11 protein-coding genes and 1 pseudogene are annotated in these 15037 nt (G+C 74.4%); 1 reads left to right on the top strand and 11 read right to left on the bottom strand.

The features are described from left to right. Positions 1-252: 252 nt before the first annotated feature. From AB0F71_RS22285 to AB0F71_RS22235, 11 genes and pseudogenes are all read right to left on the bottom strand, one after another. Entirely contained in the window at positions 253-1005 is a 753-nt protein-coding gene (locus AB0F71_RS22285) for an Asp/Glu racemase (protein WP_360237169.1), read from the bottom strand. 16 nt (positions 1006-1021) lie between these two features. Then, entirely contained in the window at positions 1022-1915 is an 894-nt protein-coding gene (locus AB0F71_RS22280; protein WP_360237167.1) for a fumarylacetoacetate hydrolase family protein, read from the bottom strand. 16 nt (positions 1916-1931) lie between these two features. Continuing rightward, complete coding sequence (locus tag AB0F71_RS22275; RefSeq protein WP_360237165.1) at positions 1932-3065, bottom strand: cupin domain-containing protein; 1134 nt, start codon at positions 3063-3065, stop codon at positions 1932-1934. Between the two features lie 13 nt (positions 3066-3078). Beyond that, on the bottom strand, positions 3079-4047 hold the full coding sequence (locus tag AB0F71_RS22270) for a carbon-nitrogen hydrolase family protein (RefSeq protein ID WP_360237163.1): 969 nt from the start codon (positions 4045-4047) through the stop codon (positions 3079-3081). A gap of 9 nt (positions 4048-4056) precedes the next feature. Continuing rightward, positions 4057-6462: an FAD-dependent monooxygenase gene (locus AB0F71_RS22265; RefSeq protein WP_360237161.1), complete on the bottom strand. Its 2406-nt coding sequence runs from the start codon at positions 6460-6462 to the stop codon at positions 4057-4059. Next, positions 6459-7001, bottom strand: a complete 543-nt coding sequence (locus AB0F71_RS22260) for a thioesterase family protein (RefSeq protein ID WP_360237219.1) — start codon at positions 6999-7001, stop codon at positions 6459-6461. The genes AB0F71_RS22265 and AB0F71_RS22260 overlap by 4 nt, the downstream gene beginning before the upstream one ends. Beyond that, positions 6981-8579, bottom strand: a pseudogene (locus AB0F71_RS22255) (AMP-binding protein); the annotation flags it as partial. The gene AB0F71_RS22260 and the pseudogene AB0F71_RS22255, both read right to left, overlap by 21 nt. 229 nt (positions 8580-8808) lie before the next feature. Next, positions 8809-9927, bottom strand: coding sequence for a hypothetical protein (locus AB0F71_RS22250; protein ID WP_360237159.1), 1119 nt, complete (start codon positions 9925-9927; stop codon positions 8809-8811). A 142-nt stretch (positions 9928-10069) separates the two neighbouring features. Further along, the gene (locus AB0F71_RS22245; protein WP_360237157.1) at positions 10070-11389 is read right to left on the bottom strand and encodes a hypothetical protein; all 1320 of its coding nucleotides are present in this window, start codon (positions 11387-11389) and stop codon (positions 10070-10072) included. A 96-nt stretch (positions 11390-11485) separates the two neighbouring features. Further along, positions 11486-12043 carry a GNAT family N-acetyltransferase gene (locus AB0F71_RS22240; protein WP_360237155.1) on the bottom strand — a complete coding sequence of 186 codons (558 nt, stop codon included), beginning with the start codon at positions 12041-12043 and terminating at the stop codon, positions 11486-11488. Beyond that, a complete protein-coding gene (locus AB0F71_RS22235; RefSeq protein ID WP_360237153.1) occupies positions 12040-13386 on the bottom strand; it encodes a DUF6271 family protein in 1347 nt (448 codons plus the stop codon). Before AB0F71_RS22235 ends, AB0F71_RS22240 begins: the two co-directional genes overlap by 4 nt. Before the next feature lie 392 nt (positions 13387-13778). Between AB0F71_RS22235 and AB0F71_RS22230 the strand changes: the two genes are divergently transcribed. Further along, on the top strand, positions 13779-14978 hold the full coding sequence (locus AB0F71_RS22230) for a peptidoglycan-binding protein (RefSeq protein ID WP_360237151.1): 1200 nt from the start codon (positions 13779-13781) through the stop codon (positions 14976-14978). Positions 14979-15037 lie beyond the last annotated feature (59 nt).

The following is a 15037-nucleotide window of genomic DNA, read 5'->3' as shown; positions in this document are numbered from 1 at the left end:
TAGCGACGCCACCGCGGGTCGGGTGGGCCGGTGGTGGGTCGGGCGTCCGGGTGGGGCGTGGGTGCGGGTGGGGCACGGGTGCGGTCGGGCTTAGGGCGTGTCTTGTGGATCAGGCCAGGCCCGCGACGCCAGGGCACGCACCTCGCCGCGTTGTCGTCGGTCGCCGATGCTCCGCATGGACTCCCTCCTCCGCCTTGCGATGCACGCACCCTGACGCCGCGGTCTGGTCCGACCTGATCCACAAGACGCGCCCTAGGCGTACGCGCCGGAGAGCAGGTGCCCGGCGCCGGGGGCGACGGCGGGCAGGCCGAGCGCCCGGAGCAACTGGTGGGTGGTGCAGATCGCCGCCGAGACCACCGGCTTGCCGAGCAGCTGCTCGGCCTCCTCGACGGCGGACAGCGAGGGCATCTGCACGCAGGCGGAGAGCACCACCGCGTCCGCGTCGCCGTGCGCCAGGCCCTTGGCGATCCCGGGCAGCCGGGCCGCGTCGTGGGCGGCCACGTCGAGGTTGTCGGCGATCTCCAGCGCGGCGTGGTCCAGCACCTCGATGCCCTCCCCGCCGAGGTAGTCGACCACTGTCGCGGCCAGCGGGCGCAGGTACGGGGTGACCATCGCGACCTTCCGCGCACCGAGCGCCCGCAGCCCGGCGACCAGGGCGCCGGCGCTGGTCACCACGGGCGCGGGCGCGCCGTTCTCGACGGTGCGGCGGTGCAGCCGCTGCTCGGCCTCGCGGTGGTAGCCGGGGCCGGTGGCCATCACCGCGACCAGGCAGGCGTAGCCGATCACGTCGACCCGGGCGTCCGAGAGCTCGGCGGCGCAGCGGTCGGACTCGCCGTCCATGGCGCGCAGTTGCTCGGGGGTGACCTTCGTCATCCGCATCCGGCTGGAGTGGAAGGTGAACCGTTCCGGGGCGACCGCCTCGCGGGCCCGCAGCAGGGCCGGGACTTCGGTCTCCATGGTGACGTTGGAGCTCGGGACGATCTGGCCGATCCGGTAGGTGGTCATCTGCGCCGGACTCCTCTCAGCGGGCGTCGATCACGGGGTTGGCGAGGGTGCCGATCCGCTCGATGGTGGCCTCGACCAGGTCGCCGGGCTGCAGGAACTGCGGCGGGACCATGCCGGCGCCGACCCCGGAGGGGGAGCCGGTGGCGATGACGTCGCCGGGTTCCAGGGTCATCCCGGCGGAGATGTCGGCGATCAGCCGGGCGATGCCGAACAGCATGTGGCGGGTGTTGGAGTCCTGCCGCAGTTCGCCGTTGACCCGCAGCGAGAGGTCGAGCTGCTGCGGGTCGGGGATCTCGTCGGCGGTGACCACGACCGGGCCGAACGGCGCGTAGCTGTCCTGGCCCTTGGAGAAGAACCACTGCCCGCTCCGGCGCTGGTCGCGGGCGCTGATGTCGTTGACGATGCTGTAGCCGAACACGTGCCGCCAGGCGTCCGCCTCGCTCACCCGGAACGCGGGTTCGCCGATCACCACGGCGAGTTCGCACTCCCAGTCGAGCTGCTTGGTGAGGTCGGCGTTGTGCAGGATGGGTTGGCCGGGGCCGGTGACGGCGGTGGCCGGCTTGCCGAACAGCACCGGGCGGTCCGGGAGTTCGCGCTCGGTGTCCAGGGTGCGGTGCGACTCGGCCACGTGCTCCACGTAGTTGAGGCCGACCCCGACGATCTTGCCGGGGCGCAGCGGGGCGCACAGCGAGACCTCGGCCAGCGGCCGGGTGGCCGGCGTCCCGGCGGTCAGGGCGCGGGCGGTGGCCAGGGCCGGTTCGCCCGCCCGGATCAACCCCAGGAGGTCGTCGGGGAGTTCGACGCCGGCGCCGGTGGCGAGGGCGGTCAGGTCGGCGACCCGGTCGCCGTCGGTGCGGGCGCCGAGCCGGGGGGTGGGGTCGCCGTCGGCGCGGTAGGTCAGCAGCTGCATCGGGTGGACTCTCCTGTTACGGGGTGGTGGGGTCGGTGGTGTCCTGGTGCCCGTCGTGGGCCGGGTGGGCCTCCTCGCGGTAGAGGCCGAGGGAGTGCATCACCGGGAAGTCGTTGAAGGAGAACAGGCAGGCGTCCTCGCCCTGGTCGAGGTTCTCGTGCTCGTGCCAGGCCCAGGACGGGACGACGAAGATGTCGCCCTGCTGCCACTCGAAGCGCTGCCCGGCGATCACCGAGACGCCCCGGCCCTTGGCGGCGGTGTAGACCACCGAGCCGGTGTGCCGGTGGGCGCGGGTGGCCTGGCCGGGGCGGAGCAGCTGGAGGTGGGCGGACATGGTGGGCATCACCGAGCCGCCGGTGACCGGGTTGGTGTACTCCATGATCACGCCGTCGTACGGGGATCCCTCGGTGGCACGGGCCAGTTGGCACAGCGCGTGGTAGCTGGGACCCCAGGGCCAGCCGAGCAGCGGCGAGTACGGGCGGGTCCACTTCTCCATGCCGTACGGGAGCAGGTTGCCGCCGTAGCTGAGCAGCGAGGAGTTCGGGACCGGGCCGGGGCGCTGGTAGAGGTCCGGGTGGACTTCGTAGAAGTTGGCGTCGAGGGTGTTGACCAGCGGGATGTCCAGGCCGTCCTGCCAGATCACCGGGTTGTCCTCGGCCTCGTTGCCGTGCTCGTGCCAGGTGCCGTTGGGGGTGATCGCGAAGTCGCGCGGGCCGACCCGGAGCTTCTGGCCGTCGACGATCGTCCAGGCGCCGAGGCCCTCGTGGACGAAGCGCAGGGCGGAGGCCTGGTGGCGGTGCGCGGTCATCGCCTCGCCGGGGCCCATGATCTGCAGGCCGGTGTACAACAGGCCGACGGCGGCGCTGAGTTCGCGGCGGCCGGGGTTGACCAGCATCACCACCCGGCGGCCCGCGTCGTCGGCCTTCACCAGCGGGAGGGCCTTGCGGACCAGCGGGCGCAGGTCGGCGTAGCGCCAGAGCACCGGGACGGACTTCGGCTGCGGGTACCAGGGTTCGATCTCGTTCGCCACCGTCCACAGGGCGCCGGCCTCGTGCTTGGCCAACTCCTCGTAGTAGGCCAGGAGTTCTGGGCTGTCGTGGACGCGGGCCCGGCCGATCCGGCCGTCGTCGTAGCTGCCTTCGGCGCTCATGGCTCCTCCTCGGTCAGGTGTCGTCGCGGGGGTACGTCAAGGGCCGCAGCGGGCGGTCGTTCACGTGCAGTTGAAAGACGTCGAAGCGGTTGTAGTGGCCGACGATGTCGTGCATCTGCTTGGGCTGGATGCAGCGGCCGAGGTCGATCTCGGCGTAGACGATGCCCTCCTCGTCCACCAGCGGCTCGGTGACCGCCCGGCCGTCCGGTCCGAAGATCCCGGACAACGCGCTGTGCGGGCGGGTGAGTTGTCTGCGCAGCTGCGGGTCGTCGCCGGCGATCAGGTCGACCATCTCCGGTGAGACGGTGGAGCAGGAGACCACGGTGAACAGCTTGCCCTCGAAGCAGTGGGCGGCGGCGCGCAGCGCGATCGCCTCCGCCATGTCGTAGTCCTCGGGGCCCACCGGCAGGGCGATGTAGGCCGCGGCGTGGACGAGTTCGCCCTGCGCCAGCAGGGTGAAGCGGGCCAGGGTGTTGGTGTTCTCCCCGCAGGCCAGGGCGCCGAGCGGGCCGACGGCGGTGTGGTGCACCTTCAACGAGCTGCCGTCGCCCTGGGTCCAGGTCAGCTTCTCGGCCCAGGTGGGCACCAGTTTGCGGTGCACACCGAGGAGTTCGCCGTCCGCGCCGATGATCAGCAGGGTGTTGTACAGCACCCCGAGGCTGTGCCGGCCGCGCTCGTTGACGCCGATCACCAGCACTACCCCGGCCTGCCGGGCGGCCGAGCACAGGGTTTCCACGTACGGCCCGGGGACGTCCACCGCGGCGCGGTACAGCCGTTCGTACCAGGGCGAGCCCTGCACCGGGGTCATCGTCCAGTTCCAGTACGGGTAGCCGGGTACGAAGACCTCGGGGAAGACCACGAGTTCCGCGCCGCGGCCGGCCGCCTCCCGGATCAGGGCGACGGCCTTGTCCACGGTGGCGGCCGGGTCCAGGTAGACCGGGGCGGCCTGGACGGCGGCGGCGGTGAAGCGCGGCAGGTCCATGGGTCTTCCTCACTCCTCGGTCGGAGTCGGCCGCCAGCGGCGGTGGACGGGCGGGGCGGCCTCCCGCAGCAGGTGCAGGCGCGGGGAGACCTTGTCGGCGCCCGGTCCCGGCGGCCTGCGGCGCCCGGCCAGCCAGGGCGCGGGCCAGGGGGCGCCCGGGCCGGTGTAGTCCTGGTCGGCGGCGGCGTGCAGGGTCCAGAACGGGTCGTGCAGCTGGGCCCGGCCGACCGCGACCAGGTCGGCGCGGCCCGCCAGCAGGACGGAGTTGGCGTCGTCGTGGCCGGAGATCGCGCCGACGGCGACGGTCGGCAGGCCGGTGGCGGCGCGGACCAGTTCGGCGAAGGGCGTCTGGAAGCCGCGCCCGTACGGCGGCCGCTGGTGCGCCACCACCTCGCCGGTGGAGACGTCCACCGCGTCCGCCCCGGCCTCGCCCAGCGCGCGGCAGATCGCCACCGCCTCGGCCTCGGTGGTCCCGCCGGGGGCCCAGTCGGCGGCCGAGATCCGGACCAGCAGCGGCCGCCCGGCGGGCCAGACGGCGCGGACGGCGGACAGCACCTCGACCGGCAGTCGCAGCCGGTGGGCGAGCGGCCCGCCGTAGCCGTCGGTGCGGTGGTTGGTGAGCGGGGAGAGGAAGGTGGAGAGCAGGTGCCCGTGGCCGAACTGGAGCTCCAGCACGTCGAACCCGGCCCGGGCGGCGCGTTCGGCGGCGGCCGCGAAGTCGGCGGTGACAGCGGCCAGTTGGACCTCGTTCGCCTCGTGCGGGACGGCACTGCCGGAATCCCAGGGCAGCGGCGAGGGGGCGAGCAGCGGCCAGCCGTCGGCGAGCGGGCGGCCGATGCCGTCCGGTCCGGGCGCGGCCGTGGCGCCCCGGCGACCGGCGTGGGTGAGCTGGATGCCGACCGGGGTGTCGCTCACCGCCGCGACGGCGCGCCGGAGTTCGGCCCAGGCGCCCTGCTGGCGGTCGGTCCACAGCCCGGGGCAGTGGTCGGTGGCCCGGCCCTCGGGGCCGACCGCCGTCATCCCGGCGATCACCAGCCCGGCGCCGCCGAGCGCGTGGGCGGTCAACTGGGCCCGGTCGAAGGCGCTGGGCAGCCCGTCGGGGGAGGTGAAGGTCGCCAGCGGGGGCACCACGATCCGGTTGCGCAGCTCCAGGGCGCCGAGTTTCAGCGGACGGAACATCGGCGGCACCCCGGGGGAGCCGCCGGTGGCGGCGTCCACGGCGGCGGTGAACTCCGGGTCGCGGGCCCGCAGGTTGCCGTAGGTGACCCGGCGGCTGCGGGTGAGCAGGTTGAAGGCGAACCGGTCCGGGTCCTGCCCGGTGCGGCGCCCCACCGTCTCGAACCACTCCAGGCTGGCCTGCGCGGCCCGCTGGGTGGACTCCACCACCGGCCGGCGTTCGGCCTCGTAGGCGGCCAGTGCGCCGTCCAGGGTGGGCTGTTCGCCCAGCGCGGCGGCCAGGGCGAGGGCGTCCTCCAGGGCCAGCTTGGTGCCCGAGCCGATTGAGAAGTGCGCGGAGTGCGCGGCGTCGCCGAGCAGCACGGTGTTGCCGTGGCGCCAACTGGCGTTGCGGACGGTGGTGAAGCGGATCCAACGGGAGGCGTTGGGGATCAGCCGGTGGCCGTCCAGGTGCCCGGCGAACAGCTCCGCGCAGCGCTCCACGCTCGCCAGATCGCTCTCGCCGCGTGCGAACTCCCGTGCCGCGAGGGCCTCGAAGCCCGCGCGGCGCCAGGCGTCGGCGGCGACCTCGACGATGAAGGTCGAGCGGGTGGCGCTGTACGGGTAGGCGTGCACCTGCACGGTGCCGAAGTCGAACTCCTCGACGATGAAGGTGAAGGCCTCGAAGACCTTGTCGGTGGCGAGCCAGATGTAGCGGCAGTGCCGCTCGTCCAGTTCGGTGCGGAAGGTCTCCGGATGGGCGGCCCGGGTGCCGGAGTTGATGCCGTCGGCGGCCACCACCAGGTCGTACTCGGCGGCGAGCCGGTCGGCCGGCGGGGCGGACGTGCGGTAGCGCACGTCCACCGCCAGCTCGGCGCAGCGGTCCTGGAGGACGGCGCGCAGCCGGTTGCGGTCCAGGGCGGCGAAGCCGTGCCCGCCGCTGGTGCGGACCTGGCCGGCGTAGCGGATGTCGATGTCGCTCCAGCGGGCGAACTCGGCGCTGATCGCGGCGAAGACCTTCGGGTCGGCCTGGGCGATGCCGTCCAGGGTCTCGTCGGAGAACACCACGCCGAAGCCGAACTCGTCCTCCCGGCCGTCCCGTTCGAACACGGTGATCTCGCGCTCGGGGTCCAACTGCTTGGCCAGGGCGGCGAAGTAGAGCCCGCCGGGGCCGGCGCCGATCACCGCGATCCGGCGCGGGCCGCCGGCCGTGTGCTGCTGCGGCGCGCCGGCCCCGGCGGGCTGCGGCTTGCCCGTCATGCGACCACCTCCGGCTGCTGCGGACCGGCCTCGGTGAGCGCCCGGCGGACCGGGGCGGGCCAGGGCTCGGCGCCCTTGACCCGCGGCGCCGCGTGCACCACCGACATCCGGCCGCTGGCGGCCAGTCCCTGCGGGCCGTGCACCTCGAAGGCGTAGTGCAGCGAGGAGCCGCCGACCCGGACCACCCGCAGCTCGGTGCGGACCACGTCCCCGAACCAGAGCCGCTCCCGGTAGTCGGCCTCGAAGTGCACCCGGGGGATCCGTCCGAACAGCTCGGCCAGTCCGAGCCGGCGCAGCAGCGCCGCCTCGGCGGCCTCGGCCCAGCGTTGCACGGCGGAGAAGTGGTAGTGCCCGGCGGCGTCGGTGTCCGACCACTCGACCCGGCGCTCGATGGTGATGGCGGCGGGGGCGGGCGCCGGTTCCGGTGTCGCGTGCTGCGGTGCGGCGCCCTGGGGCGCGGTGCCTTGCGGTGCCGCGTCCTGCGGTGCGGCGTTCTGAGGTGTCACGGCGGCCCTTCTGCGCAGCTCGGCGCGGAGCAGCTTGCCGGTCGCGGTGCGCGGCAGCTCGGGAACGAACTCGACGGCGCGCGGGTACTTGTACGGCGCGATGGTGCGTTTGACGTGCTCCTGGAGCTCCTTGACGGTCTCGGCGCCGCCCGAGGTGCCCCCGGTCAGCACCACGTACGCCTTGACCACCGTGCCGCGCCGCTCGTCCGGCGCGGCCACCACGGCGCAGTCGGCGACCGCCGGGTGGGCGGCCAGCGCCTGTTCCACCTCGGGGCCGGCGATGTTGTACCCGGCCGAGACGATCATGTCGTCGTTGCGGGCCTGGTACCAGAAGTAGCCGTCCCGGTCGCGCAGATAGGTGTCGCCGGTGAGGTTCCAGCCGCCGCGGACGTACTCGCGCTGGCGCTCGTCGTCCAGGTAGCGGCAGCCGGTGGGGCCCTTGACGGCGAGCAGTCCGGGTTGGCCGTCCGGTACCGGGTTGCCCTGCCGGTCGAGTATCGCCGCCCGGTAGCCGGGGACGGGGCGGCCGGTGGCACCGGGCCGGATGTCGTCGTCGGCGGCCGAGATGAACACGTGCAGCAGCTCGGTGGCGCCGATCCCGTCGATCAGCCGCTGGCCGGTGGCGGCGTGGAAGGCCCCCCAGACGGCGGCGGGCAGCGGCTCGCCGGCCGACACGCAGCGCCGTACGCCGGACAGCCGGTCGGCGAGCCCGGCGGCCAGGATCGCGCGGTAGGCGGTGGGCGCGGTGAACAGCACGCTCACCCCGTGCCGGGCGACCTCCTCGGCGAGCTGCTCGGGGGTGGCCTTCTCCAGCAGCAGGCTGGCGGCGCCGACCCGCAGCGGGAAGACCAGCAGGCCGCCGAGGCCGAAGGTGAAGCCGAGCGGCGGGGTGCCGGTGAAGAGGTCGTCGGGGGTGGGGCGGAGCAGGTGGCGGGAGAAGGTGTCGGCGTTGGCCAGCACGTCCCGGTGGAAGTGCAGGGTGGCCTTGGGCCGACCGGTGGTGCCGGAGGTGAAGGCGATCAGCGCGACGTCGTCGGCGGCGGTCGGTACGGCGGCGAAGCCGGGGCGCTGGGTGGCGCTGCGGGCGGTGAGGTCCTCGGGGCCGGGGCCGCCGAAGGAGAGGACCCGCAGCCCGGGGGTGTCGGCGAGGTCGAGCTCGGTGCGGAAGCGGTGGTCGCACAGGGCGACGGTGGGGCGGGCGATCCGGGCCAGTTCGGTCAGCTCGGCCGCGCGGAGCAGCGGCATGGTGGTGACGACCACACCGCCGGCTTTCAGCACCCCGAGCCAACAGGCTGCCAGCCAGGGGGTGTTGGGGCCGCGTAGCAGGACGCGGTTGCCGGGGACCAGGCCCAGTTCCTCGGTGAGCAGGCGGGCTGTCCGGTCGGCGTGGTCGCGCAGTTCGCCGTAGCTCCACCGGGTGGTGGGGGTGAGCAGGCAGCGCCGGTCGGGGCCCAGGCGGGTGATGGTGTCGTCGAGCAGGGCGGATGCGCAGTTCAGGCGGTCGGTGTAGGCCAACTCCGGTAGGTCGAAGAGGAGTTCTGGCCACTGGTCGAAGGGCGGGAGATGGTCTCGGCAGAACGTGTCCATGTGCGCCGAGGGGGAGAGCTCCATGGGCGGCACCTCGTCGGGCGAGCGGGAGTGAAGCCAGTATGGCGCGCTCGTGACGCCAGTCAAGAGAGCGATACATGCATTCGGGCGACGGGGGCGGTCGGCGCAGGTCGGGGGTGGGGCGGGGCACGCGTCACGCCCCGCGGGCCGGTGGGGCCCGCGGGGCGGATGGGGCGCATGGGTGTGGTGATGGGTGGTGGGGTTCCTGGGAGCAGCGGGCGGCGCCGGGCGTTCAGCCCCCGGTGGTGTGGAGGACGGCGTCCGGGGTCCGGCCGTCCTCGGCCTGCCGGGTGCGCTCGGCGAGCAGTCGGACGAACGGGGTGAGCCCGGGCAGTGCCACCGCGGCCCCCGGGCCGGCGTAGTGCACGTAGAGCAGCGCCGAGTCGACCCGGACCACCGTCTCCGCCGTCGAGTCGCCCCGGGTGCGGGCGGCGCTCTGGTCGCCGACCGCCTGGACCGCCGCCGGGGCCGCGTCGCCCCGGGCGTTGAGCAGGTCGAGCCGGGTGTCGAAGGCCCGGCCGGCCGCCTCGGCGGAGCTGAAGGTGACCACGGTGAACTGCACGGACGGCAGCGGAGGGGCACTGAACGAGACGGTCGCGTAGGCGAGTTGCTGGTCGCAGGCGCCCGGGAGCAGGCAGGGCGCGCCCGGCCCGCTGCCCGTGCCGGAGCGCGGTGCGCCCTGCTGCTGCCAGCCGCTCGGCATCGCGGCGGCGTCCGGCAGCACGCCCTGCACCCGCGCGGGATCGCGGATGGTCCGGGCGGCGTGGGCGAGGTCGGGCCCGGTGGGTTGCAGCAGCGGGCGCGAGCCGAGGTTGATCCCGAGGGCGACCAGCGCGGCGATCAGGACCAGGGCCAGGACGGTGAGGACGGCGGCGTTGCCGCGCCGGGCGGCCAGCGCCCGAGCGGCGCCGGCGGCCGCCGGGTCGACCCTCAGCTGGACGGTGCTCGGGCCGCCCGCGGGCGTGTCCGGGTCGACCCGGAGCTGGACGGTGGTCGGATCCGGACCCGGGCCGGTCCGCAGCTGGACGGTGCTCGGGCCCGGGTTCGGGTCCGTCCGCAGCTGGACGGTGTTCGGATCGGCCGTCCCGCCGAGGTCGGTGGTGGTCAGGTACTGCGCGAACCCCGGGTCGGTGGCGAGCAGTCGGGCGACGGCCGAGGCCAGCTCGGCCCGCGCAGCCGGAGCGTCCGGGTCCGCCTCGATCGCCGACAGCGCCCGGGCCCCCTCGGGCAGCAGCCGCAGCCGGGCCCGGACCACTTCGGCCACCGCCTGCCCCCGCCCGCCGGGCGTGCCCCGGGCCAGGCGCACCAGCGCTCCCACCGCACCCGCCACCAGCTCGCGGCCGTCCCCCATGGCAATTCCCCCCGCCGTACGAGTCGTTGCCTCCAGGCTCCCGGACCGGCCGTCGCGGCACACCCCCCTCCGGTCGAACGGAGACGCAACTGCAACCGGGTGCGGACCTGGCGGAAACCCGGCGGCCCGCCGGTCCCGCCCGTCATGGGTAGGCCAGCTCCGCCATCACCGCCACCGGCAGGGCGGGGTTGGCGGCCGCCGCCTCGGTGGCGCGGGGGTCCGGGGAGGTCAGGCAGGCGGCCAGGGCGGCGGGGGAGGCGTTGGGGTGGGCGGCGATGGCGCGCAGGGCCTTGACGGGGGTGGGCGAAGTGGTGGCGATCCGGTCCAGCAAAGCGGTGGGGGCGCCCGGGTTCCTGGCCACGGCGGTGGCCACCTTCGTTCCGAACCGGTCCAGCACGGTGGCGAGTTGGACACCGCCGAGGCCCGGATGCGGGGCCACCGACTTGACCACGCTCGCGTCCGCGTCCGCGGCGAGTCGGTCCCGGAGGTCCGTCGGCAGCGCCCGGTGCTCGGCGACCAGCATGCGGACCCTGGGCTCCGGCGCGGCCGCCAGGGCGCGGAGTTCGGCAGGAGCGGCGGCGGCGATCCGGGGGAGCAGGGTCGGGCCGATCCGGACGGCGGCCGCGAGCCGGGCGAGCAGGTCGAACGGGACGGCGGGGTGGTGGGCGAGCAAGCGCCGGACGTCGTGGCCGTCGTCCTCGGCCAGCCGGCTCATCAGTGCCGCGTCGATCCCCGGGTTCCGGGCCAGGTTGGACCGGACCCAGGGGATCTCGTCCCCGGCCAGCCGGTGGTACGTCCCGGCGGGTAGCCCGGGGTGGGTGGCGAGCGCCTGCCGGATCAGCATGTGGTCGGCCACCAGCCGGGCGGCGGCCGCCCCCGGGGTGGCCGGATTGGCTGCCGCCTGTTCGCGGACCGTCACCTCGGGATCGTCCAGCAGGGCCGTGAGCAGCTCCGCGGGCGTGGCCTCGTTGGCCGCGGCCGAGCGTCGGACCTGCGCCGCCGGGTGCGCGGCCAGCCGCGCCAGCAGGTCCGATCCGGTGGTGTGGAGGGCGAGTTCGGACACCACGTCGTCGGATCCGTCGGCCGCGAGGAGTGCCGCGACCTCCTCCGGCAGCCCGACCGCGGAGGCGAGCCGTGCCCGCACCGGCTCGTCCGGGTCGCGGGCGAACAGCGGGGCCCAGGCCGGGTCCCCGCGTCCCTCGTCCAGCAGGATGAGCGCGACCCGCGGCCGGGCGAGCGGGTCGACGTCCCCGACGGGCAGCAGGCCGCGCTCGGCCAGCCGTACGGCGGCGTCCTCGAACCGTTCGGCCAGCAGCCGTACCTGCCGCAGGTCGAGGTCCGTCCGCTCCGCGAGTGCGCACGCCAACTCCTCGTCGGTGTCGGTGAGTCGGGCGATCATCCGCCCGAGCAGCTCGGGCGGCAGGGCGGGGTTGCGGGCGACGGCGTGCAGCAGGGCGGGCATCCGCGCATTCTGCCCGCCGCCCGCCGGGGCCCGCCGCCGGTTTTCGTGCGAGCCCGGCCGGCTGCCGTCGTCCGCCCGCCGGGGCGTCGGGCCGGGTCAGCGCACGGGTGCCGACATCACGGGTGCCGACATGTAGACGGCCCGCCGCCCGTAGTACTCCGGCACCGTGACCTCCCGGTGCGCCCGGTAGCCGAGCAGCCGCAGCAGGATGTCCGCGCCGCGCACCGCGACCATCGAGATCCGCTCGAAGCCCTGCTCCTCGGCCCGTTCGCGGAAGTGCCGCATGAACCCCAGGGCGACCTCCCGGCCGCGCAGGTCCTCGGCGATCACCAGGTCGTGCACGTGCAGGTTGGCCGAGGCGTACGCGGTCCGCTCCGGCTGGGTGAGGTCCGGGCAGCGCAGCGGTGGGTACGGCAGGCTCAGCAGGTAGCCGCGGACGGCGCCCTGCTGCTCCAGCACGTAGCAGGTGTCCGGCGAGCTGCGGGCCCGGGACTGCAGCGCCTCCCGGCCCTCGGACAGGCCGTCGGCGGCGTAGGCGTCGTGTTCGAGCGCGACCACGGCGTCCCAGTCGCCGTCGGTCAGCGGCCGGATCCGGAGGTCCTCGCTCACCGGGTCGCCGCTTGCCGGGTTGCCGCTTGCCGGGTTGCCGCTCACCGGGCCGTCCCCTCCGCACCGGCGTCCGGGCCTTCCGGGCCGGTGCCCAGCCCCTGGGCGCGGGCGGCGGCCACCAGCGGCGCCCAGGCCTCGACCAGTACCGCCCAGCGCTCGGCGTCCTGCCGGGCCTCGTCCAGGAGCTGCCCGCGCCGCGCGGCCACCACGTCCGCCAGCTCGGCGTACTTGCCGCCCAGCTTGCGGTAGGAGCGGTCCAGGACGTCCAGGCAGTGCTCGTTCCCGGCCCGGTCCCAGTCGACGCTGCCGCGCACCAGGTCGATGATCGGCTCGACCCGCAGCCCGTGCCGCTCGTCCAGCAGCTCGCGGCCCAGGTCGATCATGCCGCCGTAGACCGGGTACAGGTACAGCATCGAGAGCAGGAACTTGACGAACCGCAGCTGGTAGTTGACGAAGCCGGTGCCGGTGCGGCGCTCGGGCGTGTAGTAGTTGACGATGTGCCGGTTGTGGACGACGCCGGGCAGCCGGGAGTGGACCAGGGCGTGCAGCAGGGCGTAGTCGCTGCCGATGGTCTCGATCGAGGGCAGCAGCGGGAGCACCTCGTAGGCCCGGTGGTCCAGGGCGATGTTGCACATGTAGACGTCCCAGATGTCGGGCACGCCGAGGACGGACTCGTCGGTGGTGAACGGCTCCGAGCCGGCGCCCTTGAACGAGACGTCGACCATCGCGTCCCGCTCCTCCTCCGGCCACACCGGCGGGGTCCACAGGCGCACCACGTCGCGGTAGACGGCCGGGTCCAGCTCGTGGATCTCGCTGATGTCCACGTTGAGTTCGCCGATGAAGGAGCCGCTGACCAGCATCACCGGCTTGTCCGCGTCGGCCGGGTCGAGTTCGGAGCGGGTCACCCCGGCCACCGCCTCGCCGGCCGGTCGGCCGATCGAGAGCAGTTCGTGGTGGATCGGGAAGACCTTTCGGCCGTCGACGACCTGGAAGTCGGCGTCGTCGTTGCGCAGGTGCGCCGAGGTGCAGCCGAGGGCGGCCGCGCCCAGGAAGAGCCGGTTGACGCAGGAGCCGTACGCGACGGCCGGCGGGAGCATCAGGTCGAGCAGCAGGTCGGGGTCGGCGGCGCCGGAGCGCTCGGCCACCCGGCGCAGGAACTCCCGCTGCCGCGCCTCGCCCAGGTGGTGGACGACCACGCCGGGGGTCGGCTCCAGCGCGGCCACGGCGCCCGCGTTCTGCGCGAAGGTGGCGGCGTCGGTGGTGTCGAGGATGAGCAGGTGCACCTCGGCCCCGAAGTTCGCGACGGCGTAGGCCGCCTCCTCGGCGAGTTCCGCGATGGTCTCGGGGCAGGAACGCATGGTGGGCAGGGCGAGGCAGACTCTCTGCATGGCGGTGGCTCTCCGTCGGTTCGTCAGAACGGTTGCGGCAGTGGCGCCGTGAGGGCTTGGAGCGCACCACCGTGGACTAGACCACTTCCCAAGTCAACGATTGACAGCGGGGCTGCGGCGGGGTGGAATGCGCCCCCGCCCGGCGATTCCGGGGGCCCTTCGGGGCCGTGTGGACCGAGCCCGGACCCGCTTCCGGACAGGGCGGAGTACGGACCCGGCGGCGCGCCCTGTCGCCGCCGGGTCCGCACGTGCGGACGAATTCCCCTCGTTGATCCGAACGGCCGTGCGGCATCGGGCGGTTCAAGCCCGTCGATTCCGCCGCTAGGGTCAATTCGTGACCGGTACCTGCCGATACCGGCAATGACGTCATTACGCCGTTCGGAGGAGCCAGCATGCCCGAACAGTGGCTGCCCGGTGCCGAGATCCACGACCTCGGCGACCACGCGCCGACCGACCACCAGTACCCCCCGAAGGCCATCGCGCACATCACCTGGGACCGCAACGCCACCGCCGCGGCGCCGCAGGACTGGTGCTCCTACGAGGACCTCGTCGGGTACTTCACCGGCGCCGGTGCCGGCAACGCCCCGCACCTGGTCTGGGACCCGTTCAGCGGCCGCACGGCCCAGCTCTTCCCCGCCGACTCCCGCTCCAAGAGCCTGCTCAGCCCCGACCGGAGCCCCACCCGCACCAACCGGGCCGGGCTGGTCGTGATCCAGATCGAGGCGGTGTTCTTCCCCTACTGCCGCTACCAGGGCACCGTCTACCCCCGGCTGGTCGACACCCCGTGCGCGGGCTGGGACCGGATCCACGCCTGGATCTCCTCCTGGGGCGTGCCCGACGTCTGGCCGATGGGGCGGCCGACCGACTTCACCGAGCACCGCGACGAGCGGGTCTGGGAGACCGCGGGCGGCTGGTACGCGCACGCCCACGTGCCGTACAACGACCACGTCGACCCCGGCTCCTGGCCCGCCTTCACCGCCGGCCCCGGCTCGCCCACCGGCCCGCCCTCCCAGCAGCACCCCGTCCCGCCCGCCGACCCGACCCCCGCCCGGTACCAGGTCACCGTCAACGGCCTGGCGTACGGCTACGGCGCCCAGGGCTACCAGGTGACCACCGTCGGACGGGCGCTGGTCGCGGCCGGCTTCGGCACCCACTACCACTCCGGGCCCGGACCGAACTGGACGGACGCCGACACCGAGAACTACGCCGACTACCAGGCGAGCCTGGGGTACTCCGGGCAGGCGGCGGACGGCGTCCCGGGCGAGGCCTCGCTGCGCCGGCTGCTCGGCTACCTGCCCGGCCCGCGGACCGTCTCGCTCGCCCACGTCGTCGCGGCGGCGCGCAGCGACCCGGGGGCGGAGCAGGGGCACCGGACGTACGGGGCGGAGGTGGCGATCGTCGAACAGGCGCTGGCGGACGAGGGGTTGCTCGAACAGCGCTGGGTGGACGGGTCGTACGGCAGCCTCACGGTGACGGCGTACGCGGGCTGGCAGCGTCGCTGCGGGTACTCGGCGGGCGCAGCGGACGGGATCCCTGGGCGGGACTCGCTGCACCGGCTCGGTGCGGCGCGGGGGTTCGCGGTGACGGACTGACGGGCTGACGGGCTGCCGGGCCGAGGGGCTGCCGGCCGACGGGTCGTCGGGGTCGGCGT

The organism is Kitasatospora sp. NPDC028055 (genome assembly GCF_040637885.1).
GTDB lineage: Bacteria > Actinomycetota > Actinomycetes > Streptomycetales > Streptomycetaceae > Kitasatospora.
The sequence above is the reverse complement of the archived record's forward strand: the minus strand, read 5'-3'. Positions and strand labels throughout refer to the sequence as shown.

Bases quoted from the DNA above. Each gene is read 5' to 3' on its own strand.
- AB0F71_RS22285 (WP_360237169.1), bottom strand. From the start codon at position 1,005: ATGACCACCTACCGGATCGGCCAGATCGTCCCGAGCTCCAACGTCACC.
- AB0F71_RS22275 (WP_360237165.1), bottom strand. From the start codon at position 3,065: ATGAGCGCCGAAGGCAGCTACGACGACGGCCGGATCGGCCGGGCCCGC.
- AB0F71_RS22250 (WP_360237159.1), bottom strand. From the start codon at position 9,927: ATGGGGGACGGCCGCGAGCTGGTGGCGGGTGCGGTGGGAGCGCTGGTG.
- AB0F71_RS22280 (WP_360237167.1), bottom strand. From the start codon at position 1,915: ATGCAGCTGCTGACCTACCGCGCCGACGGCGACCCCACCCCCCGGCTC.
- AB0F71_RS22235 (WP_360237153.1), bottom strand. From the start codon at position 13,386: ATGCAGAGAGTCTGCCTCGCCCTGCCCACCATGCGTTCCTGCCCCGAG.
- AB0F71_RS22245 (WP_360237157.1), bottom strand. From the start codon at position 11,389: ATGCCCGCCCTGCTGCACGCCGTCGCCCGCAACCCCGCCCTGCCGCCC.
- AB0F71_RS22230 (WP_360237151.1), top strand. From the start codon at position 13,779: ATGCCCGAACAGTGGCTGCCCGGTGCCGAGATCCACGACCTCGGCGAC.
- AB0F71_RS22270 (WP_360237163.1), bottom strand. From the start codon at position 4,047: ATGGACCTGCCGCGCTTCACCGCCGCCGCCGTCCAGGCCGCCCCGGTC.
- AB0F71_RS22265 (WP_360237161.1), bottom strand. From the start codon at position 6,462: ATGACGGGCAAGCCGCAGCCCGCCGGGGCCGGCGCGCCGCAGCAGCAC.